Origin of the sequence: Pseudomonas sp. HAR-UPW-AIA-41 (assembly GCF_002304225.1) — a bacterium.
In the GTDB taxonomy this organism is placed as follows: domain Bacteria; phylum Pseudomonadota; class Gammaproteobacteria; order Pseudomonadales; family Pseudomonadaceae; genus Aquipseudomonas.
In genome coordinates, this window is record NZ_NSLB01000011.1 from 20,429 (window position 1) to 41,170 (window position 20,742).

General features: G+C 63.3%; 23 protein-coding genes. 13 read left to right on the top strand and 10 right to left on the bottom strand.

Translation table 11 applies throughout. The annotated features are described in order from the left end of the window. The first annotated feature begins 7 nt into the window (after nt 1-7). Nucleotides 8-685 (top strand): response regulator, encoded by a 678-nt coding sequence (locus tag CK486_RS15890; protein WP_095941292.1) that lies wholly within the window; start codon nt 8-10, stop codon nt 683-685. Then, complete coding sequence (locus CK486_RS15895; protein ID WP_095941293.1) at nt 682-2,013, top strand: ATP-binding protein; 1,332 nt, start codon at nt 682-684, stop codon at nt 2,011-2,013. The genes CK486_RS15890 and CK486_RS15895 overlap by 4 nt, the downstream gene beginning before the upstream one ends. Here the strand turns inward: CK486_RS15895 and CK486_RS15900 are convergent. Together CK486_RS15900 and CK486_RS15905 are read right to left on the bottom strand one after the other, a co-directional pair. Continuing rightward, nucleotides 2,010-3,158 carry an MFS transporter gene (locus CK486_RS15900; protein WP_095941294.1) on the bottom strand — a complete coding sequence of 383 codons (1,149 nt, stop codon included), beginning with the start codon at nt 3,156-3,158 and terminating at the stop codon, nt 2,010-2,012. The genes CK486_RS15895 and CK486_RS15900 overlap by 4 nt on opposite strands. 121 nt (nt 3,159-3,279) lie before the next feature. Continuing rightward, complete coding sequence (locus tag CK486_RS15905) at nt 3,280-4,773, bottom strand: aldehyde dehydrogenase (RefSeq protein ID WP_095941295.1); 1,494 nt, start codon at nt 4,771-4,773, stop codon at nt 3,280-3,282. Nucleotides 4,774-5,059: 286 nt separating this feature from the next. Here CK486_RS15905 and CK486_RS15910 point away from each other — a divergent pair, with 286 nt between their 5' ends. Beyond that, complete coding sequence (locus tag CK486_RS15910; protein WP_095941296.1) at nt 5,060-5,419, top strand: cupin domain-containing protein; 360 nt, start codon at nt 5,060-5,062, stop codon at nt 5,417-5,419. A gap of 97 nt (nt 5,420-5,516) precedes the next feature. Here the strand turns inward: CK486_RS15910 and rpmG are convergent, their stop codons facing one another. The 3 genes from rpmG to radC form a co-directional block, all read right to left on the bottom strand. Beyond that, on the bottom strand, nt 5,517-5,672 hold the full coding sequence (rpmG, locus tag CK486_RS15915) for a 50S ribosomal protein L33 (protein WP_014854577.1): 156 nt from the start codon (nt 5,670-5,672) through the stop codon (nt 5,517-5,519). A 10-nt stretch (nt 5,673-5,682) separates the two neighbouring features. Further along, nucleotides 5,683-5,919, bottom strand: coding sequence for a 50S ribosomal protein L28 (gene rpmB, locus CK486_RS15920; RefSeq protein WP_095941297.1), 237 nt, complete (start codon nt 5,917-5,919; stop codon nt 5,683-5,685). Nucleotides 5,920-6,175: 256 nt separating this feature from the next. Then, nucleotides 6,176-6,850, bottom strand: coding sequence for a DNA repair protein RadC (gene radC, locus CK486_RS15925; protein WP_095941298.1), 675 nt, complete (start codon nt 6,848-6,850; stop codon nt 6,176-6,178). Nucleotides 6,851-7,001: 151 nt separating this feature from the next. On the opposite strand from radC, the gene coaBC reads away from it, so the two are divergent. Together coaBC and dut are read left to right on the top strand one after the other, a co-directional pair. Then, nucleotides 7,002-8,210 carry a bifunctional phosphopantothenoylcysteine decarboxylase/phosphopantothenate--cysteine ligase CoaBC gene (gene coaBC, locus CK486_RS15930; RefSeq protein ID WP_095941299.1) on the top strand — a complete coding sequence of 403 codons (1,209 nt, stop codon included), beginning with the start codon at nt 7,002-7,004 and terminating at the stop codon, nt 8,208-8,210. 2 nt (nt 8,211-8,212) lie between these two features. Then, on the top strand, nt 8,213-8,668 hold the full coding sequence (gene dut, locus CK486_RS15935) for a dUTP diphosphatase (protein ID WP_095941300.1): 456 nt from the start codon (nt 8,213-8,215) through the stop codon (nt 8,666-8,668). Nucleotides 8,669-8,778: 110 nt separating this feature from the next. Here dut and CK486_RS18225 read toward each other — a convergent pair whose 3' ends face one another. Continuing rightward, entirely contained in the window at nt 8,779-9,003 is a 225-nt protein-coding gene (locus CK486_RS18225; RefSeq protein ID WP_218192110.1) for a hypothetical protein, read from the bottom strand. An 878-nt stretch (nt 9,004-9,881) separates the two neighbouring features. Between CK486_RS18225 and algC the strand changes: the two genes are divergently transcribed. Together algC and argB are read left to right on the top strand one after the other, a co-directional pair. Continuing rightward, nucleotides 9,882-11,276: a phosphomannomutase/phosphoglucomutase gene (algC, locus tag CK486_RS18230; protein ID WP_218192111.1), complete on the top strand. Its 1,395-nt coding sequence runs from the start codon at nt 9,882-9,884 to the stop codon at nt 11,274-11,276. 44 nt (nt 11,277-11,320) lie between these two features. Further along, on the top strand, nt 11,321-12,226 hold the full coding sequence (gene argB / locus CK486_RS15945; RefSeq protein ID WP_095941301.1) for an acetylglutamate kinase: 906 nt from the start codon (nt 11,321-11,323) through the stop codon (nt 12,224-12,226). 66 nt (nt 12,227-12,292) lie between these two features. Here the strand turns inward: argB and CK486_RS15950 are convergent, their stop codons facing one another. Further along, nucleotides 12,293-12,886, bottom strand: a complete 594-nt coding sequence (locus tag CK486_RS15950) for a DUF4124 domain-containing protein (protein WP_095941302.1) — start codon at nt 12,884-12,886, stop codon at nt 12,293-12,295. Nucleotides 12,887-12,904: 18 nt separating this feature from the next. Continuing rightward, the gene (pyrE, locus tag CK486_RS15955) at nt 12,905-13,546 is read right to left on the bottom strand and encodes an orotate phosphoribosyltransferase (protein ID WP_095941303.1); all 642 of its coding nucleotides are present in this window, start codon (nt 13,544-13,546) and stop codon (nt 12,905-12,907) included. An 82-nt stretch (nt 13,547-13,628) separates the two neighbouring features. Here pyrE and CK486_RS15960 point away from each other — a divergent pair, with 82 nt between their 5' ends. Then, nucleotides 13,629-14,408 (top strand): exodeoxyribonuclease III, encoded by a 780-nt coding sequence (locus CK486_RS15960; protein WP_095941304.1) that lies wholly within the window; start codon nt 13,629-13,631, stop codon nt 14,406-14,408. A 6-nt stretch (nt 14,409-14,414) separates the two neighbouring features. Further along, nucleotides 14,415-15,473 (top strand): TrkA family potassium uptake protein, encoded by a 1,059-nt coding sequence (locus tag CK486_RS15965; protein WP_095941305.1) that lies wholly within the window; start codon nt 14,415-14,417, stop codon nt 15,471-15,473. Here the strand turns inward: CK486_RS15965 and CK486_RS15970 are convergent, their stop codons facing one another. Then, the gene (locus CK486_RS15970) at nt 15,474-15,833 is read right to left on the bottom strand and encodes a DUF4870 domain-containing protein (RefSeq protein ID WP_095941306.1); all 360 of its coding nucleotides are present in this window, start codon (nt 15,831-15,833) and stop codon (nt 15,474-15,476) included. A gap of 13 nt (nt 15,834-15,846) precedes the next feature. Beyond that, a complete protein-coding gene (gene rph, locus CK486_RS15975; RefSeq protein WP_095941307.1) occupies nt 15,847-16,566 on the bottom strand; it encodes a ribonuclease PH in 720 nt (239 codons plus the stop codon). Nucleotides 16,567-16,703: 137 nt separating this feature from the next. Between rph and CK486_RS15980 the strand changes: the two genes are divergently transcribed. The 4 genes from CK486_RS15980 (at nt 16,704) to spoT (ending at nt 20,729) form a co-directional block, all read left to right on the top strand. Then, the gene (locus CK486_RS15980) at nt 16,704-17,567 is read left to right on the top strand and encodes a YicC/YloC family endoribonuclease (protein ID WP_095941308.1); all 864 of its coding nucleotides are present in this window, start codon (nt 16,704-16,706) and stop codon (nt 17,565-17,567) included. A gap of 32 nt (nt 17,568-17,599) precedes the next feature. Further along, nucleotides 17,600-18,214, top strand: coding sequence for a guanylate kinase (gene gmk / locus CK486_RS15985; protein ID WP_095941309.1), 615 nt, complete (start codon nt 17,600-17,602; stop codon nt 18,212-18,214). A gap of 89 nt (nt 18,215-18,303) precedes the next feature. Beyond that, a complete protein-coding gene (gene rpoZ / locus CK486_RS15990; protein WP_095941310.1) occupies nt 18,304-18,567 on the top strand; it encodes a DNA-directed RNA polymerase subunit omega in 264 nt (87 codons plus the stop codon). A gap of 53 nt (nt 18,568-18,620) precedes the next feature. After that, a complete protein-coding gene (gene spoT / locus CK486_RS15995; protein WP_095941311.1) occupies nt 18,621-20,729 on the top strand; it encodes a bifunctional GTP diphosphokinase/guanosine-3',5'-bis pyrophosphate 3'-pyrophosphohydrolase in 2,109 nt (702 codons plus the stop codon). Nucleotides 20,730-20,742 lie beyond the last annotated feature (13 nt).

Here is a 20,742-nt window from a genome sequence, read left to right on the forward strand (position 1 = left end):
CCACACCATGAAGATACTACTGGTCGAGGACGAAACCCTGCTGCGTCATCACCTGGCAACCCGTCTCGGCGAACAGGGCATGGTCGTTGACACAGTCCCAGACGCCGAAGAAGCACTGTACCGCGCGCGGGAATTCCACCACGACCTGGCTATTATCGACCTGGGCCTTCCCGGCATGAGCGGGCTGGATCTGATTCGTGAGCTGCGCGGTCAGGGCAAGAGCCTGCCAATCCTGATTCTTACCGCACGCGGCAACTGGCAGGACAAAGTCGAAGGCCTGGCGGCGGGCGCTGATGATTACCTGGTCAAACCCTTTCAGTTCGAGGAACTTGAAGCTCGCCTGCATGCCCTGCTCCGACGCTCCGTCGGCGTGGTTCAGGCCAATATTTCACTTGGGCCACTGACCCTGGAGCTAAACCGCAAGCAGGCCCTGGTGGACAGTCAGCCGCTGGCACTGACCGCCTTCGAGTATCGCATCCTCGAATACCTGATGCTGCACGCCCAGCAGGTTGTTTCCAAAGACCGCCTGATGGAACAGCTATACCCCGATGACGACGAACGTGACCCCAACGTCATCGAGGTTCTCGTCGGCCGACTGCGACGCAAGCTGGAAACGGCCTGCGCACTGAAACCCATCGACACCATACGCGGCCAGGGCTACCTGTTCACCGAGCGCTGCCGATGATCCGCTCCCTGCGCACCCGCCTGACCCTGGGCGCCTCGCTGCTGGCCATCCTGTTCATTCTGGCGCTGCTACCTGTACTGCAAAGCGCTTTCCGCCTGGCCCTTGAGAATCTTGTCGAGCAACGGCTGGCCGCCGATGCCGCCACGCTCATCTCCGCCGCGCGCATCGAAAACGGTCGCCTGAGCATGCCCGAGCGCCTGCCGGATGAAGAGTTCAACCTGCTTGAGTCGCGCCTGCTGGGATTCATCTATGACCGCGACGGCAAACTGCTATGGCGCTCACCCTCAAGCCGCGATGAGCAAATCGAATACCGGCCGCGCTATGACGGCCAGGGTCACGACTTTGATCGTGTGCTTGATGAGCGCGGCGAAGCCTTCTTCGTCTACGACCTGGAAGTCGATCTGCTGCGCGGCCAAGCCGCCGCCTACAGCATCGTTACTCTCCAGCCTGTCGGCGAATACCAGCTGCTGCTCGACGGTCTCGACCGGCAACTGCACCTATGGCTCGGTGGTGCCCTGCTGGTGTTGCTGAGCCTGCTCTGGCTTGGCCTGACCTGGGGGTTCGCCTCGCTGCGGGCGCTCAGCCGCGAACTGGACGAGGTGGAAAGCGGTCACCGGCAGCACCTCAGCCGCGAACATCCACAGGAGCTTCTGCGCCTGACCGACTCGCTTAACCACCTGCTCGATGGCGAACGCCGCCAGCGTGAACGCTACCGAGACTCTCTGGGCGATCTGGCGCACAGCCTGAAAACCCCGCTGGCTGTGCTGCAGGGGGTCGGTGACGGCATGACCGACCGCGAACAGGCACAGGTGCTGCAAAGCCAGGTCGAGCGCATGAGCCAACAGGTGGATTACCAGCTGCAACGTGCCAGCCTGCGCAAGAGCGGCCTGGTGCGCCACCGCGAGCCGCTGGAATCGGTACTCGACACCCTCTGTGCCGCGCTGGACAAAGTCTACCGGGACAAACGCGTTACGCTGACACGTGATATTCCGCCTGCGCTGCATGTTCCGATGGAGCGAGGTGCGCTGTTCGAGCTGCTCGGCAACCTGCTGGAAAATGCCTATCGCCTGTGTCTGGGACACATTAGCGTCAGTGCGCGCGAGGAAGCAGAGGGCTGCGTGCTGGTTGTCGAAGATGATGGCCCCGGCGTGCCACCGGCCCAGCGCGAACGCATCCTGCAGCGCGGGGAAAGGCTCGATGCCCAGCACCCCGGCCAAGGCATAGGTACCGCTGTGGTAGTGGATATTCTCGAGAGCTACGGTGGCAGCCTGGAGCTGGACGATTCGCCACTGGGGGGGGCGCGTTTCCGCCTGCGTCTGCCTAGCTAGGTCAACCCGCCCGACTGTCCGGCAAACGGAGGCCGGCGCCAGACCACCAACAGAAAGCCCAGCGCTCCCAGCGCCAACAACATCGGCAAGGCATGCCCCGTCAGCCACTGGCTGGCAGCACCGGTCAGCAGCGGCCCGAGCAGGCAACCGACACCCCACAACTGAGCCACATGCGCGTTGGCACGAACCAGCTCGTCATCACGAAAGCGCTCGCCCAGCAGGATCAGCGCCAGGGTGAAAAGCCCGCCAGCACTGGCGCCGAACAACACCAGCACCGGCCAGATCGCCATTCCGTGCAACAGCGGCGGAATCGCCAGACTCGACAACAGCAGCACCACGCCGCAGCCGGCAAACAGCACACGACGGGAAATCTGATCAGCCAGCCAGCCGATCGGCAGCTGCAACGCCGCATCACCGACTACCACCACACTGGCCATCAGCAGGGCCTGCTCCTCGCTGAAACCCTGGCGCAGCCCATAGACCGGCAACAGCGTCAGCACCATGCTCTCGAAGGCGGCAAACAGCACCACCGCCCAGGCAATCGCCGGCAACCGCTGACAGAAGCCCAGCAGACCACGCCCAGAAGCGCTCTCGGCATCGACCTTCGGCGCACCGCTGCGGCCAACAAGCAACACCACGCCAAACAGCAGCAGGCCGACCCCCGCCCAAAAACCCTGATCCCCCTGCGAACCCAAGGCCGTGAGCAACAGCGGGCCGGACAACTGGCTAAGGGCATAACCGGTGCCATATAGCGCCACCAGCCGGCCACGCCAGGCATCCGGAGCCAGTTGGTTGATCCAGCTTTCACCGAGGACGAAGACCATGGTCAGGGCCATGCCCAGCAACAGGCGCAGCAACACCCATAGCGGATAGCTCGGCAGCAGCGCCAGCAGGGCCACCGACAGCGCCCCGAACAGCAGGCAGGCACGCATCAACTGCGGGGAACCGAAACGGCTGGCCAGACGGCCGGTGACGCTGGCGCCCAGCAGCACACCCACGGCCGGGGTCGCCGCCATCACGCCAATCGCGAAGCTGCCGTAACCCCAGCTTTCCAACCGTAGCGACACCAGCGGCAGTGTCAGGCCAAGCGCCAGACCAATGCTGATCACCGCGCCACACACGGCGAAATAGGTACCCCAACGCATCGCTGACTCCTTGCGGCTGACGTCAATAGACAACGGCCGGACCCCCTTTCGGGAGCCCGGCCGCAGGCGTGGCCTCAACAGGCCGACCTTGGGAGCGGCCCGGGGCCGCGCCCGGGTGCGATTACAGCTTGATCCAGGTTGCCTTCAGCTCGGTGTACTTGTCGAAGGCGTGCAGCGACTTATCACGGCCGTTACCCGACTGCTTGAAGCCGCCAAATGGCGCGGTCATGTCACCGCCGTCGTACTGGTTCACCCACATGCTGCCCACACGAAGCGCCTTGGCCGCCAGATGGGCCTTGGACAGATTGCTGGTCCAGATGGCTGCCGCCAGGCCGTAAATGCTGTCGTTGGCAATGGCGATAGCTTCCTCGGTGGTGTCAAACGGAATCACAGTCAGCACCGGACCAAAGATTTCCTCCTTGGCGATACGCATATCGTTGTGCGCGTCGTCGAAGATGGTCGGCTCGACATAGACGCCGCCAGTCTCTTCCAGAGTGCGCTTGCCGCCGCAGAGCAGCTTGGCATTATCAGCGTGACCGGCTTCGATATAGGACAGCACAGTGTTCAGGTGACCACCATCGACCAGAGCGCCGACCTTGGTTTCCGGGTCCAGGGCATAACCGGCTTTCCAGCCCTTCATGGCTTCCAGCACCATCGGCATGAACTGGTCTTTGATCGAACGCTCGACCAGCAGACGCGAACCAGCAGTGCACATCTCACCCTGGTTGAAGCAGATGGCCGCTGCCGCGGCTTCGGCTGCGTCCTGCAGGTTCGGCGCATCGGCGAAGACGATGTTGGCGCTCTTGCCACCGGCTTCCAGCCAAACGCGCTTCATGTTGGATTCGCCGGCATAGATCATCAGTTGCTTGGCGATCTTGGTCGAACCGGTGAACACCAGGGTATCGACATCCATGTGCAGGGCCAGCGCCTTGCCCACGGTGTGACCAAAGCCCGGCAGGATGTTCAGCACGCCGGCCGGGATGCCGGCTTCCAGCGCCAGCTGAGCCATACGAATGGCCGTCAGCGGCGACTTCTCGGACGGTTTGACGATCACCGAGTTACCGGTCGCCAGCGCAGGGCCGAGCTTCCAGCAGGTCATGATCATCGGGAAGTTCCACGGCACGATAGCGGCAACCACGCCAACAGGCTCGCGGGTCACCAGGCCCAGTTCGTTGTGCGGGGTGGCGGCTACTTCGTCGTAGATCTTGTCGATCGCCTCGCCGCTCCAGCGGATCGCACGCGAGGCGCCCGGCACGTCGACATTCAGGGCATCGCTAATCGGCTTGCCCATATCGAGGGTTTCCAGCAGAGCCAACTCCTCGGCATGCGCATCCATCAGATCAGCAAAGCGGATCATGATCTTTTTGCGCTCGACCGGAGTCATGCGCGACCAAACACCTGACTCGAAAGTGGCGCGGGCATCACGTACGGCGAGTTCGGCGTCGGCTGCATCACAGCTGGCAACCTTTGTCAGGAAGCGCCCATCGACCGGGCTGATGCAGTCGAAGGTCTCGCCGCTGACAGCATTACAGTGCTCGCCATGGATCAGGGCGCGGCCTTCGATTTTCAGGGCCTTGGCGCGGGCTTCCCAGTCAGCGCGGGTCAGGGTGCTCATGGAGGTTTCCTCTTATTTTGCTGTGGTGGCCGCCCGTGGCGCGCCTGTCAAATATTCTGCAAGCCCATACCAGGCCAATGCTGGCTGCCACCCTAAACCAGAGGCAGCCGGCATTTCAATATTTTTTACAGAATTAGGATTGAGCGGTTGTCACGTTCGTTTTATTAAACATAGACTGCCCAACGCCCCGCCGTTCACACGCCTTCACGTGCGAGCACGCCAGGCACCCGCATAGAACAATCCACAGTCGCGCATACAGCGCCGCAGCTAACCGACGGGAAGCCCCATGAGCATCGAGAACATCATCGATTTCGCCAACAGCACCGCCACTCCGGAGCACTACCGCCCGGCACCGGAAAAAGTCCTCAAGGGCGACCCGGCACAGAGCGTGACCAACCACTACAGCAGCCCCTGCAGCCAGTTCCACGCCGGCGTCTGGGAAGGCGAGCCCGGCCAGTGGACCATCCGCTACACCGAGCATGAGTACTGCGAGATCCTGCAGGGCGTTTCGGTGATCCGTGACGAGCAGGGCAATGCCAAGACCGTCCGCGCCGGCGACCGCTTCGTGATTCCAGCCGGCCTGGTCGGCACCTGGGAAGTGCTGGAGACCTGCCGCAAGGTCTACGTGATGTTCGAGCAGAAGTAAGCTGCCATCACGCAAAAAGGCCCGCTCAACAGCGGGCCTTTTTTCATGGACAAGAAAAAACCCGCCGAAGCGGGTTTTTTCACAAGGGCCGGATCAATTACTTGATCTTGGCTTCCTTGTAGATCACGTGCTTACGGACGACCGGATCGTATTTCTTGATCTCGATCTTGTCCGGGGTGGTGCGCTTGTTCTTGTCGGTGGTGTAGAAATGGCCGGTACCGGCACTCGACACCAGACGGATCAGGTCACGCATGATGGACTCCTTAGAACTTTTCGCCGCGAGCGCGCAGCTCAGCCAGCACTACATCAATACCACGCTTGTCGATGACACGCATGCCCTTGGCAGAAACGCGCAGACGCACGAAACGCTTCTCGGATTCAACCCAGAAACGATGGTACTGCAGGTTCGGCAGAAAACGACGACGGGTTTTGTTGTTCGCGTGGGAGATGTTGTTCCCCACAGCCGGACCCTTACCGGTCACTTGACAGACTCTCGACATACCTCAGCCCTCTAAACCACATGCCCAACCCGGCATGGGTTGGCCGCTTGAACTTTCTCGAAGTTTGGCGCAGCGCGCCGATCTTGTCGGGGTCTTACCGGGCATCTCTGCCACTGCAGGAACCGGGCCCCCAGAAAAGAGCGCTGCTTTATACCAGAAGACCCCAGGCGTCGCAAGGCCGAGAGCCACTTACCCACAGCCCGCGACAGCCGACCGCCTTTAGCGCTGGGCTCAGCCCACCCAGCCACTCGTCGGCTCACAACCAGCCATGCTCGGCCAGCGACAAGGGCTCGCCATCGCCAATGATGAAATGGTCGAGCACGCGCACCTCGACCAGTGCCAGTGCCGACTTCAGTTGCTGAGTCAGCAAGCGGTCGGCCTGGCTGGGCTCCGCCACCCCGGAAGGGTGGTTGTGGGTGAGTATCAGCGCCGCGGCATTATGCGCGAGGGCGCGCTTGACCACCTGACGGGGATACACCGAGGCACCATCAATACTGCCGTGGAACAGGTTCTCATAGGCCAACACCCGGTGCTTGCTGTCGAGGAACAGGCAGCCGAACACCTCATGCGGCTCATGGCGCAGACGCGCCTTGAGGTAGTCACGCACCGCCTGCGGGCTTTCCAGCGCCGATTCGCGCTTCAGCGTCTCAGCCAGATGACGGCGCCCCATCTCCAGCACCGCCTGCAGCTGCGCATACTTTGCCGGCCCCAGCCCGAGGCGCGCCGAGAACCCGGGCAGATCGGCCTCCAGCAGGGGCCGCAGCCCGCCAAAATCACTCAGCAGCTGTCGCGCCAGATCGACCGCCGACAGGCCAGCCACCCCGGTACGGAGAAAGATCGCCAGCAACTCGGCATCGGACAACGCCAAGGCACCCTGTTCCAGCAGTTTTTCCCGCGGCCGTTCGGCCGCCGGCCAGTCACGAATACTCATGCACCTCTCCCTGGTGAGTCGGGCTACAAGCCCCGCCGCCGCTGTTCCCGGGCGGCCTCTGTGATATCGTAGCCAAACTTTTGCGCGGCACTTGGCCTGGGGAGGCGAGCGGTGCCGGACGCAAGCTCCGTTATTCAAATAAGGCAGGCCTATGCAGCGGCTGTTTGGTAAACGCATCGTGCTCGGCGTCGGCGGCGGCATTGCTGCTTATAAGAGCGCCGAACTGGTCCGACGTCTGCGTGATCAGGGTGCCGAAGTACATGTGGTGATGACCCGTGGCGGTCGTGAGTTCATCACACCCCTGACCCTGCAGGCCCTCTCCGGCAACCCCGTGCACCTTGACCTGCTCGACCCCGCCGCCGAAGCGGCCATGGGCCATATCGAGCTGGCCAAGTGGGCCGACCTGGTATTGATTGCACCAGCCACTGCCGACCTGATGGCGCGCCTGGCGCAGGGCGTGGCCGATGACCTGCTCACCGCCCTGGTACTGGCCACCGATGCGCCTGTTGCGCTGGCCCCGGCCATGAACCAGGCCATGTGGCGCGACCCGGCCACCCAGGCGAACGCCGAGCTGCTCGCCAGCCGCGGCTTCCGCTTGTTCGGCCCGGCCGCCGGCAGCCAGGCCTGCGGCGATGTCGGTTTGGGGCGCATGCTTGAAGCCGAAGAGCTGGCCCAGTGCGCCGCCGACTGCTTTGAATTCAGGAGCCTGACCGGTTTGCGCGTGCTGATCACCGCCGGCCCGACCCAGGAAAACATCGATCCGGTGCGCTACATCACCAACCACAGCTCGGGGAAGATGGGCTTTGCCCTGGCCGAGGCCGCCGCTGAAGCTGGCGCCCAGGTGACGCTGGTCAGCGGGCCGGTGCATCTGCGCACCCCGGAGCGCGTGCAGCGCATCAACGTCACCAGCGCCCGCGACATGCTCGCCGCCTGCGAGGCCGCAATGCCCTGCGACGTGCTCATCGCCGCCGCCGCCGTGGCCGACTACCGCCCCGAAGTGGTAGCCGAGCACAAGATGAAGAAAGACCCGAGCAGCGGTGATGGTCTGCTGCTGCAGCTGGTGCGCAACCCGGACATCCTCGCCACACTTGCCGGCCGTACCGACCGCCCGTTCAGCGTCGGCTTCGCTGCCGAGACGCAGAACCTGCTGGACTATGCCGCGCGCAAGCTGAAAGACAAGAATCTCGACCTGATTGTCGCCAATGACGTGGCTAATCCGAGCATCGGCTTCAACAGCGAAGAAAATGCCATCACCATCATTGACCGCGAACTGCACCCCACCAGTTTCGCCCAGAGCAGCAAGGGCAAGATTGCCCGCCAGCTGATTGCCTTTATCGCCGACCGAGTGAAGCGCGCCTGACCATGCACAGCCTGCAAGCCAAGATTCTCGACGCCCGCCTGGGCACTGAATTTCCCCTGCCGACCTACGCCACCCCGGGCTCCGCCGGACTCGATCTGCGCGCCATGCTGCAGCAGGCAGTCACCCTGGAGCCTGGCCAGACCATCCTGATCCCCACCGGTCTGGCAATCCATGTCGCCGACCCCGGCCTTGCCGCCCTGATCCTGCCGCGCTCGGGCCTCGGCCATAAACACGGCATCGTCCTCGGCAATCTGGTCGGCCTGATCGACTCTGACTACCAGGGCGAGCTGATGGTGTCCTGCTGGAACCGCGGACAGACCCCTTTCACCATCGAGATCGGCGAGCGCATCGCCCAACTGGTACTGGTACCAGTGGTGCAAGCGCACTTCGAACTGGTCGACGAGTTCCACGCCAGCGAACGCGGCGCGGGCGGTTTCGGTCATACCGGCAGCCACTGAGCGGTACCCCTTCAGCCAGGAGAGGCTTGATGAAACTGTTGAAGCGCAAAACCAGCGAAAACGCCGAGCAGTTACCGGAAATCGCCGCCAGCCAGCCTGTCAGCCAAGGCTCAGCGAGCCAACTCGCACCCTCCCTCGGCCTTGCCATTGCTGGCTTGCTGCTGGGCGGCGCCCTGCTCTGGTTCAGCCAGCAAAATGCCGACCAGAAGAACAGTGCACAGCTGACTGAGCTGATTGGCCAGAGCCAGGCAGGCGCTCTGCGGCAAGCCTTGGCTGAGATTCAGGCTGACACACAACGTGCCGCCGAAAACCCCGCACTCCTGGCTGCCGTACAAGCCGGGACTCCCAACGGATCCGAGAGGCCGAAGCCAGCCTTGGCTATTGGGATGGCGTGGTCGACGCCCACCTCAACCTGCCCGGCCAGGCCCAGCAGAACAGCCAACGCGCTGCGCCAATGAACTTTGCGGCTCTCGATCTTATTCGACGCATGGAAAGCGGCCAGAACCCCGCACCTGAAGCCTATAAAGTCGACGGCCGCTGGCTCCTTTACAGTCCCGCGCTGCTGCGTCTGTCGGCAAAGGATCTAGGCAGCGGAAGTCTGCTGCTGGCCTTCGACCTGCAGCGCCTACTGGCTGCTCTTCCGCCACTACCAGATGGTAGCGGCCAGCTGCAGCTCAGCCAGCGTTTTGGCAGCACACCAGCGCAGGTTCTGTTCAGCCAAGGCAGCAGCAACAGCGAGGAAAGCCGCAGCTTTGAGGTCGGCAACCCCAACTGGAGCCTGACCCTAACCGGCGCGCCCTTGCCAGCAGGCAGTCCGGATCCCCTGCTACTGGCACTGGCCGGCGTACTGACCCTGCTCGGCAGCCTGATCGGCCTGTACCTGCTGCAAACCCGCCTGCAGAGCCGTCTGCATGCCGATGTGTCGCAACTCGGACAGATGATCCAGGAAATTGCCGCAGGCAAGGCCGTGAAATCCTTCACCCTCAGCCTCGCTCCACTGGATGCACTGGCCCAGGCCCTGACCCGGCTGCCCAAACGCAAAAGCGAGAATGCGGCCAACAACCCAGCCCCCAAAGCCATCCCCGCAGCCCCCATCATGCAGGTGGAGGAAGGCAATGAACCCCTGTTTCAGGATGCCGACATCCTGGACATCGACATTCTCGACGAAGATCAGGACCCCTTCGGTCTCAACACCCAGGAGCAACAACCCGCAATGAGCAGTACGCAACAGGCCCCACAACTGCCCGCCAGCATCTTCCGCGCCTACGATATCCGTGGTGTGGTAGGTGACACCCTGACCACCGACTATGCCTACTGGATTGGTCGCGCCATCGGTTCAGAGAGCCTGGCACGCGGCGAATCCGGCGTGGTGGTAGGCCGCGATGGCCGCCTGTCCGGCCCAGAGCTGGCCGGAGCGCTGATCCAGGGTCTGCTCGACTGCGGCTGCCAGGTAACTGACGTCGGCATGGTGCCGACCCCGGTGCTCTACTACGCCACCAACGTCCTGGAAGCCCGCTCCGGGGTGATGGTCACCGGCAGCCACAACCCGCCTGACTACAACGGTTTCAAGATTGTGGTGGCCGGCGAGACCCTGTCCAACGAGCGCATCACCGCCCTGCTCACCCGCATCCAGCAGAACGATCTGGCCAGTGGCGTCGGCAACGTCGAGCAGGTGGAAATCCTCGACCGCTACTTCCAACGCATCCGTGATGACATTGCGCTGGCCAAACCCATGCGCGTGGTGGTCGACTGCGGCAACGGTGTTGCCGGCGTAATCGCCCCGAAACTGGTAGAAGCCCTGGGTTGCAGCGTGATTCCGCTGTACTGCGATGTAGACGGCACCTTCCCCAACCACCACCCTGATCCGGGCAAGCCGGAGAATCTGGTCGATCTGATCGCCAGGGTCAAGGCAGAGAAAGCTGACCTAGGCCTGGCTTTCGACGGCGATGGCGACCGCGTTGGCGTGGTGACCAATACCGGCCACATGATCTACCCGGACCGCCTAATGATGCTGTTCGCCAAGGACGTGGTATCGCGCAACCCGGGTGCCGACATCATCTTCGACGTCAAGTGCACCCGCCGTCTGCCGGCGCTGATCAGCGGCTATGGCGGTCGCCCGGTGATGTGGAAAACCGGCCACTCGCTGATCAAGGCCAAGATGAAGGAAACCGGCGCCCTGCTGGCAGGCGAGATGAGCGGCCACATTTTCTTCAAGGAGCGCTGGTACGGTTTCGACGACGGCATCTACAGCGCCGTGCGCCTTCTGGAAATCCTCAGCCTGGAAGAGCGCGATGCCGAACATGTGTTCGCTGCCTTCCCGACCAGTCTGTCGACCCCCGAGATCAACATTCAGGTCACCGACGAGCGCAAGTTCCAGCTGATCGACAGCCTGCAGCGCGATGCCCAGTGGGGCGATGCCAACCTGACCACCCTGGACGGCGTGCGCGTCGACTACGCCAAGGGCTGGGGCCTGATCCGTGCCTCCAACACCACCCCGGTGCTGGTACTGCGCTTCGAGGCCGACACCGAGGACGAGCTCGCGCGTATCCAGGATGTGTTCCGCGGCCAGCTCAATGCCATCGCCCCTGACCTGAAACTGCCCTTTTGAGAGATGGCGCTCCCCCGGGAGCGCCCCCGTTACTGGAGTTCCGCATGACCCTCAGCCGTGACGCTGCCGTCCAAGTCGCCCAGGTGTTGTCCGAGGCGCTGCCCTACATCCGCCGTTTCGTCGGCAAGACCCTGGTGATCAAATACGGCGGCAACGCCATGGAAAGCGATGAGCTCAAGGAAGGCTTTGCCCGCGACATCGTGCTGATGAAGGCCGTCGGCATCAATCCGGTGGTGGTGCACGGCGGCGGACCGCAGATCGGCGATCTGCTCAAGCGCCTGTCCATCGAAAGCCATTTCATCGACGGCATGCGCGTCACCGACACCGCCACCATGGATGTGGTGGAAATGGTCCTGGGCGGCCAGGTCAACAAGAGCATCGTCAACCTGATCAACCAGCACGGTGGCAGCGCCATCGGCCTGACCGGTAAAGACGCCGGCCTGATCCGCGCCAAGAAGCTCACCGTGACCCGTCAGACCCCGGAAATGACACAGCCGGAGATCATCGATATCGGCCATGTCGGCGAAGTCACCGACGTCAACACCGACCTGCTCAACATGCTGGTGCAGGGCGACTTCATCCCGGTGATTGCGCCGATCGGCGTGGGCGAGGGCGGCGAGTCCTACAACATCAACGCCGATCTGGTGGCCGGCAAGGTGGCGGAAGCCCTGAAGGCCGAGAAGCTGATGCTGCTGACCAACATCGCCGGCCTGATGGACAAGCAGGGCAATGTGCTGACCGGTCTCACCACCGAGCAGGTCGACGGCCTGATCGCCGACGGCACCATCTACGGCGGCATGCTGCCGAAAATCCGCTGCGCCCTGGAAGCGGTACAGGCCGGCGTGACCAGCTCGCACATCATCGACGGCCGCGTGCCGAATGCGGTGCTGCTGGAAATCTTCACCGACAGCGGTGTCGGCACCCTGATCAGCAACAGCAAGCCACGCTGATCCCGACCCGAACAAAAAAGCCCGCAATCGCGGGCTTTTTTGTGGGTCATGTTTTCCGGCACCGGATCACTGCGGCTGGCGTTCGAGAAGGTATTTCATGCGCTGCTTGTCAGCCTGGAAGGATGCATCAATCTGCTTGCGCATCTCGGCATAGCGCTGGATTTCCTTGTCCAGGTTGCCTTGTTCGGCCCGCAGGTTGTCGATCTGCACCAGCAGATGCTCCGGCACCTGGCGACCTGCCCGCTCGATGTCGGCCGCCTGAGCCTGCAGTGCCGCCTGCTGGGTGCGCAAGGACTGCTGATTGGCCCGGGCCACACTAGTCTGACCGTCGATTTCCTCAAGCTTGCGCACGCGGGCACGCTCAACGTCATCCACGGTGCTATACAGCCGTTGCAGCTGGGCATCCGAGCTGGCCATGGCCTTCTCTTCGGCCAGCCGCTTGCGCTCGGCCTCACTGGGTGCCGGCGGAACCACCTTGACCACCCGCCCCTGCTCGTTGAGCACCTCATAACCCTTGCTGATGAACTGCGGCGGCACGCCGAGCCGGTCCAGCACGGTCACACCCTTGTCGTTGACATAGCGGTACAGCTCTGCGGCGCCAGCCAGGGAAGGCACGGCGCTGAGCAACAGCAACAACGGCAGAGCAGAGAGTCGGGTCATGTAAAACCTGTCCTTGGGTCAGATACCGTACTGCGCGCGGTAGGCCTCCACCGCCGGCAGGTGTTGTTTCAGTTCAGCATCACCGGCCAGATATTCCAGCACCTGCTCCAGCGACACAATACTGATGACCGGCATGGCGAAGTCGCGCTCGACCTCCTGGATCGCCGACAACTCACCCTGACCGCGCTCCTGGCGGTTCAAGGCGATCAGCACGCCGGCTGCTTGTGCGCCCTGGGCCTGGATGATCTGCATCACCTCGCGGATCGCGGTGCCGGCGGTAATCACGTCATCGACGATCAGCACGCGGCCGGTCAGCGGCGCACCGACCAGGGTGCCACCCTCGCCATGATCCTTGGCTTCCTTGCGGTTGAAGCACCAGGGTAGGTCGCGCTGATGTTGCTCGGCCAGAGCCACGGCAGTGGTCGCCGCCAGGGGGATGCCCTTGTAGGCCGGGCCGAACAGCACATCGAAATCGACGCCGCTGTCGACGATGGCCGAAGCATAGAACCGGCCCAGCTGAGCCAGAGCCAGGCCGCTGTTGAACAGACCGGCATTGAAGAAGTACGGACTGGTGCGCCCGGACTTGAGTTTGAACTCACCGAAACGCAGCACGCCGCGTTCGATGGCAAAACGGATGAAATCGCGCTGATAAGCCTGCATGTAAAAAGCCCTGAAAGGCACGGATTTAGCTAATTGGAATGAGCTCGGGTATCATACACGCACGCTTTTTTGGGGGCCATTTATGCGGATCATCAGTGTGAACGTGAATGGTATTCAGGCTGCAGTCGAGCGCGGGTTGTTCGCCTGGCTGCAAGCCCAGAATGCCGACGTGATCTGCCTGCAGGATACCCGCGCCTCCGTTTTCGAGATGGACGACCCCGCCTTCCAGCTGGATGGCTACTTCCTTTACTGCTGTGATGCCGAAGTCCCCAGCCAGGGGGGCGTAGCCCTCTATTCGCGCCAACAACCCAAAGCCGTGATCAGCGGCCTGGGCTTCGAGGGCGCCGATCGTTACGGACGCTACCTGCAGGCCGACTTCGACAAAGTCAGCATCGCCAGCCTGCTGCTGCCCAGCGGGATGAAGGGCGACGAAGACCTGAACCAGAAGTTCAAGTTCATCGACGACTTCACCCACTACCTGAACAAACAGCGCCGCAAGCGCCGCGAGTACATCTACTGCGGCTCGCTGTACGTTGCTCAGCAGAAGCTGGATGTGAAGAACTGGCGCGACTGCCAGCAGGCACCGGGCTTCCTCGCGCCGGAACGGGCCTGGCTGGATGAAGTATTCGGCAACCTGGGCTACGTTGACGCGCTACGCGAAGTGAGTCGAGAAGGCGACCAGTTCAGCTGGTGGCCGGACAGCGAACAGGCCGAACTGCTCAACCTGGGCTACCGCTTCGACTACCAGATTCTCACCCCGGGCATGCGCCGCTCGGTACGCAGCGCCCGTCTGGTGCGCCAGCCGCGCTTCTCCCAGCACGCACCGCTGCTGGTCGATTACGACTGGACCCTGAGCATCTAAGCCGCGATGCGCAGCCCGTTGCGCCGCTCGCCACGTCCAGCCCGCATCCCCATGCGGGCGACGCAGCTGCCGCGCATCCGCAAACGCATCCATGCCGCCTGGCTCCTGTTGCTGCTCATGCAGCTGCTCGGAACCATCGGTTTCTACATCATGGACAACGCACCGGCCAGCCTGTCGGACGCGTTCTACATGGCCCTGATTACCATCACTACTGTCGGCTATGGCGAAGCGGTCGAACTCAAAAGCATCGGCGAGCGACTGTTCGCCGGCCTGATCGCCATCGCCGGCTTCGGCACCCTGACCTTCCTCTTCACCAGCCTGGCGGCCTTTTTCCTCGAGGCCGACCTGGACTACACCCTGCGCAGGCGACGTATGGAAAAGGCAATCAAGAAACTCAAGGGCCACTACATCCTCTGTGGTTTCGGTCGGGTGGGGCGCAACGTGGCCCACGAACTGGTGCACACCAAGCGCCAGTTCGTCGCCATCGACATGGACGAGCACCAGCTGCTGGCCCAGCTCGAACACTTCCCCGAGCTGCTCTACCTCAACGGCGACGCCAGTGATGACGACCTGCTGCTGGCCGCCGACATTGCTGACGCTGCCGGTGTGTTTGCCGTGACCGGCGACGACAGCCGCAACCTGATGATCACCATCACCGCGCGCCAGCTGAACCCGGACATCCGCATCGTCGCCCGCTGTCACGAAATCCGTAACGTGGCCAAGGTGAAGAAGGCCGGCGCCGACGTGGTGATTTCACCGGACTTTACCGGCGGCATGCGCATCGCTTCGTCGATGATCCGCCCGCACGTGGTCAACTTCCTCGACGAAATGCTGCGCTCGGAACAGAAGATCCGCCTGGAAGAGTTGCGCCTGGAGGAGCATCACCAGCTGTGCAGCATCGGCGAGCTGCGCGCGCGCTGCCCCGGCTGCGTGATCGTGGCGCTGAAGAGTGGCGAGGACTTTCAGTTCAACCCCGGCGACGAGCTCATGCTGAGCCCGGGCCAGGTGTTGATCGTGATGCTGCCGCCGCAGGGGCGCAGCGAACTGCAGGCCGCGCTCAGCTGACTACTTGAGCAGGCGCCAGCTGAAAGGATAGCGATAGGCCTGGCCTTCGTTGACCTTGATGCCGGCGATGATGGTCAGCACCAGCGCACCGATGGATACCAGCGCCAGCAGCGGGAAGCCGATCACCACTACCATCAGCAGGAAGCACAGCAGCATCGCCAGAGTCACGCTGATCTGGAAGTTCAGCGCTTCCTTGCCCTGCTCGTCGACGAAAGGATCCAGCTCCTTCTTGATCTGCCAGACAATCAGCGGCCCCAGCAGGTTGCCGAACGGGAAAACCAGCCCCAGAAAGGCCGCAAAGTGGCAGAACATCGCCCACTGACGGACTTCCTGGTTCGGGATGTTGTTCTGCTCACTCATGGCACTCTCCTGATCAGTCGGCCAGCGACGCGCGCTGCAGGTCAAACAGTTCTTCCAGCCCCTGACGCGCCAGGGCCAGCATGGCATTGAGCTCTTCCGGCTGGAACGGCGCGCCCTCGGCGGTGCCCTGCACCTCGATGAAGCCGCCGGCGCTGGTCATCACCACGTTCAGGTCGGTTTCGGCGGCGGAGTCTTCCGGGTAGTCCAGGTCGAGCACCGGCACACCTTCGTAGATGCCCACGGACACCGCGGCAACCATCTGCTTGAGCGGCTCGCCCTTGAGCGCGCCACGCTTCTTCAGCACCTTCAGCGCATCGACCAGGGCCACCATGGCACCGGTGATCGAGGCTGTGCGGGTGCCACCGTCGGCCTGGATCACGTCGCAGTCGACGTACAGGGTGTTCTCGCCCAGCTTGGTCATGTCCAGCGCGGCGCGCAGGGAGCGACCGATCAGGCGCTGAATTTCCAGGGTACGACCGCCCTGCTTGCCGCGGCTGGCTTCGCGCTGGGTGCGATCACCGGTGGCGCGCGGCAGCATGCCGTATTCGGCGGTCAGCCAGCCCTGGCCCTGCCCTTTGAGGAAGCGCGGCACGCCGCTCTCGGCGCTGACGGTGCAGATCACCTTGGTGTCGCCAAACTCCACCAGCACCGAGCCTTCGGCATGCTTGGTGTAGTTGCGGGTGATACGGATCGGGCGCAGCTGATCGGCGGCGCGGCCACTGGGACGCTTCATGGGGTGTTCCTGTACGGCAGGTTTATGTCCTCGGCATTATAGGGCCATCCGGCCGGGCCGACAGAGCCAGATTGGGCCGGCCGCCGGGCTGCGCTACAATTGCCCGCTTTTCGCCCACTCTTTGCGAGGACACCTGCATGGTGCACAGCATGACCGCCTTCGCCCGCGTCGAGCGCAGCGGCCCTTACGGCACCCTCAGCTGGGAGCTGCGCTCGGTCAATTCGCGCTACCTCGAACCGCATCTGCGCCTGCCGGAAACCTTCCGCGACCTCGAAGGCGCGGTGCGCGAGGCGCTGCGCCAGGGCCTGTCGCGCGGCAAACTGGAATGCACCCTGCGCCTGACCGAAGACAGCAGCGGCAAGCCGCTGCAGGTTGACCGCGAACGCGCCGCCCAGCTGATTGCCGCCGCCGAGAGCGTGGCAGCCCTGATCCAGCAGCCGGCGCCACTCAATCCGCTGGAAGTGCTGGCTTGGCCGGGCGTACTGGTGGCCGATGCCGCCGACCCTCAGGCACTGAATGCCGCAGCCGTGGCGCTGTTCAATGAAGGCCTGAATGAACTGAAGAACGGTCGCGCCCGCGAAGGCGCCGAACTGGCCCGCCTGCTCAACGAGCGCCTGGACGCCATGCAGGATGAAGTGCTGCAGCTGCGCGAACTGATTCCGCAGATGCTGGCCAACCAGCGGCAGAAGATCGAGACGCGCTGCGCCGAGATGAAGGTCGAGCTGGAGCCGCAGCGCCTGGAACAGGAGCTTGTGCTGCTGGCGCAGAAGAGCGATGTGGCCGAGGAACTGGATCGCCTCGCCACCCACATCAGCGAAGTACGCCGCGTACTCAAGGCCGGCGGCGCCGCCGGACGGCGTCTGGACTTCCTGATGCAGGAGCTCAACCGCGAAGCCAACACGCTCGGCTCCAAGGCCTTCGATCCGCGCTCGACCCAGGCGGCGGTCAACCTCAAGGTGTTGATCGAGCAGATGCGCGAACAAGTGCAGAACATTGAATAAGCGGCTCGCCGCCCGACTCCGCAGGAACAGCCATGAGCATCGGTAATCTCTACATCGTTTCCGCCCCCTCCGGCGCCGGCAAGACCAGCCTGGTCAAGGCTCTGCTGGAAGCCGAGCCGCGGGTGCGCGTCTCCGTCTCGCACACCACCCGCGCCATGCGCCCGGGCGAGGTCGACGGGGTCAACTACCACTTCGTTACCCGCGAGCAGTTCACCGCCATGCTTGAGCAGGATGCCTTTCTCGAACATGCCCAGGTGTTCGACAACTTCTACGGCACCTCGCAGCACTGGGTCGAGCAGACCCTGGCCGAAGGCTACGACCTGATCCTCGAGATCGACTGGCAGGGCGCCCAGCAGGTGCGCCGCCTGCTGCCGCAGGCCAAGTCGATCTTCATCCTGCCGCCGACCCAGGAAGCCCTGCGTCACCGCCTGACCAACCGCGGCCAGGACAGCGGGGAGATCATCGAGCGCCGCATGCGCGATGCCGTCAGTGAAATGAGCCACTACGTCGAATTCGACTATCTGGTGATCAACGACGACTTCGGCCACGCGCTGGAAGACCTAAAAGCGATCTTCCGCGCCAACCAGCTGCTGCAGGCGCCACAGCAAATGCGCCATGGCGGGCTGCTCAGCGAGCTGCTCGCCTGAAAACAATGCTTCCCTTAGGGCTGGTGATTTTTTAGACTATTCAGTCCGCTTGCCCGCCCGGGCACACCGTCAAGAGTTAGAGGAACACCATGGCCCGCGTCACCGTTGAAGATTGCCTGGACAACGTCGATAACCGCTTCGAGCTGGTCATGCTGGCCACCAAGCGCGCCCGTCAACTGGCCACCGGCGGCAAAGAGCCGAAAGTAGCCTGGGAAAACGACAAGCCGACCGTGGTGGCCCTGCGTGAAATCGCCAGCGGCCTGGTGAACTACGACGTCATCGCCGAAGAAGAGCTGGTTGAAGAAGAGCCGCTGTTCGCCGCCTTCGAGGAAGGGTCCGCCGAGGACCTGTAAGCGATGACGGGCCGAAGTCTGGCGCTGTCACGCGACGAGCAGGGAGAAATCCCATGCCGAGCATAGATAGTCTCGCCGAACGACTTTCGACCTACCTCGGCCCGGACCAGGTCAACCTGGTCCGCCGGGCGTTCTACTACGCCGAACAGGCGCACGACGGGCAACGCCGCCGCAGCGGTGAGCCCTACGTGACCCACCCGCTGGCCGTGGCCAGCATCCTCGCCGACATGCACATGGACCATCAGAGCCTGATGGCCGCGATGCTGCACGACGTGATCGAGGACACCGGCATTCCCAAGGAAGCCCTCGCCGGGCAGTTCGGTGAAACCGTGGCCGAGCTGGTCGACGGCGTCAGCAAGCTGACCCAGATGGACTTCCAGACCAAGGCCGAGGCGCAAGCCGAGAACTTCCAGAAGATGGCCATGGCCATGGCCCGCGATATCCGCGTGATCCTGGTCAAGCTGGCCGACCGCCTGCACAACATGCGCACCCTGGAAGTGCTGGCCGGCGAAAAGCGCCGGCGCATTGCCAAGGAAACCCTGGAAATCTACGCCCCCATCGCCAACCGGCTGGGCATGCACAGCATGTACGTGGAGTTCGAGGACCTGGGCTTCAAAGCCATGCACCCGATGCGCTCCGAACGCATCCGTGGCGCGGTGCGCAAGGCGCGCGGCAACCGCAAGGAAATCCTGAACAAGTTGCAGGAATCGCTGGTCAACTGCCTCGAACGTGAAGGCATGCACGGCGAAATCAGCGGCCGCGAGAAGCACCTGTACAGCATCTACCAGAAGATGCGCGGCAAGCGCCGGGCGTTCAACGAGATCATGGACGTCTATGCCTTCCGCATCGTGGTCGACAAGGTCGACACCTGCTACCGCGTGCTGGGCGCCGTGCACAATCTGTACAAGCCGCTGCCCGGCCGCTTCAAGGACTACATCGCGATTCCCAAGGCCAACGGCTACCAGTCGCTGCACACCACGCTGTTCGGCATGCACGGGGTGCCCATCGAGATCCAGATCCGCACCCGCGAGATGGAAGAGCTGGCCAACCACGGCATCGCCGCGCACTGGCTGTACAAGTCCGCCGAGGACGAGCAGCCCAAGGGCAGCCACGCCCGCGCGCGCCAGTGGGTCAAGGGCATCCTCGAACTGCAGCAGCGCGCCGGCAACTCGCTGGAATTCATCGAGAGCGTGAAGATCGACCTGTTCCCGGACGAGGTCTACGTGTTCACGCCCAAGGGCCGCATCATGGAGCTGCCCAAAGGCTCCACTGCGGTCGACTTCGCCTACGCCGTACACACCGATGTCGGCAACAGCTGCATCGCCTGCCGCATCAACCGCCGCCTGGCGCCGCTGTCCGAACCGCTGCAGAGCGGCTCCACCGTGGAAATTGTCAGCGCGCCGGGCGCCCGGCCCAATCCGGCCTGGCTCAACTTCGTGGTCACCGGCAAGGCCCGCACGCACATCCGCCATGCCCTCAAGCTGCAGCGCCGCTCGGAATCGATCAGCCTCGGCGAGCGCATGCTGAACAAGGTGCTGGCCGGCTTCGACAGCCACCTGGACAAGATTTCCGAAGAACGCATCCAGCAGATCCTCGCCGAGTACCAGCTGGAGCTTCGCGAAGACCTGCTTGAAGAGATCGGTCTGGGCAACCGCATGGCCTTCGTCGTGGCTCGCCGCCTGCACAGCGAGGGTGGCGAGAGTCGCGCGCAAAGTGATGGCCCGCTGGCCATCCGCGGCACCGAAGGGCTGGTGCTGAACTACGCCAAGTGCTGCACACCGATCCCCGGCGACCCCATCGTCGGCCATCTGTCGGCGGGCAAAGGCATGGTGGTGCACCTGGAAAGCTGCAAGAACATCAGCGACATCCGCCACAACCCGGAAAAGTGCATCGCGCTGTCCTGGGCCAAGGATGTCACCGGCGAGTTCAATGTCGAGCTGCGCGTCGAGCTGGAACACCAGCGCGGCCTGATCGCCACACTGGCCGGCAGCGTTGCCTCCGCCGACGGCAATATCGAGAAGATCGGCATGGATGAGCGCGACGGCCGTATCAGCGTCGTGCAATTGTTGGTCAGCGTGCATGACCGCGCGCACCTGGCGCGCGTCATCAAGAAGCTGCGCACACTCAAGGGCGTGATTCGCATCACCCGCGTGCGCGCCTGACACCCGCTCGCCA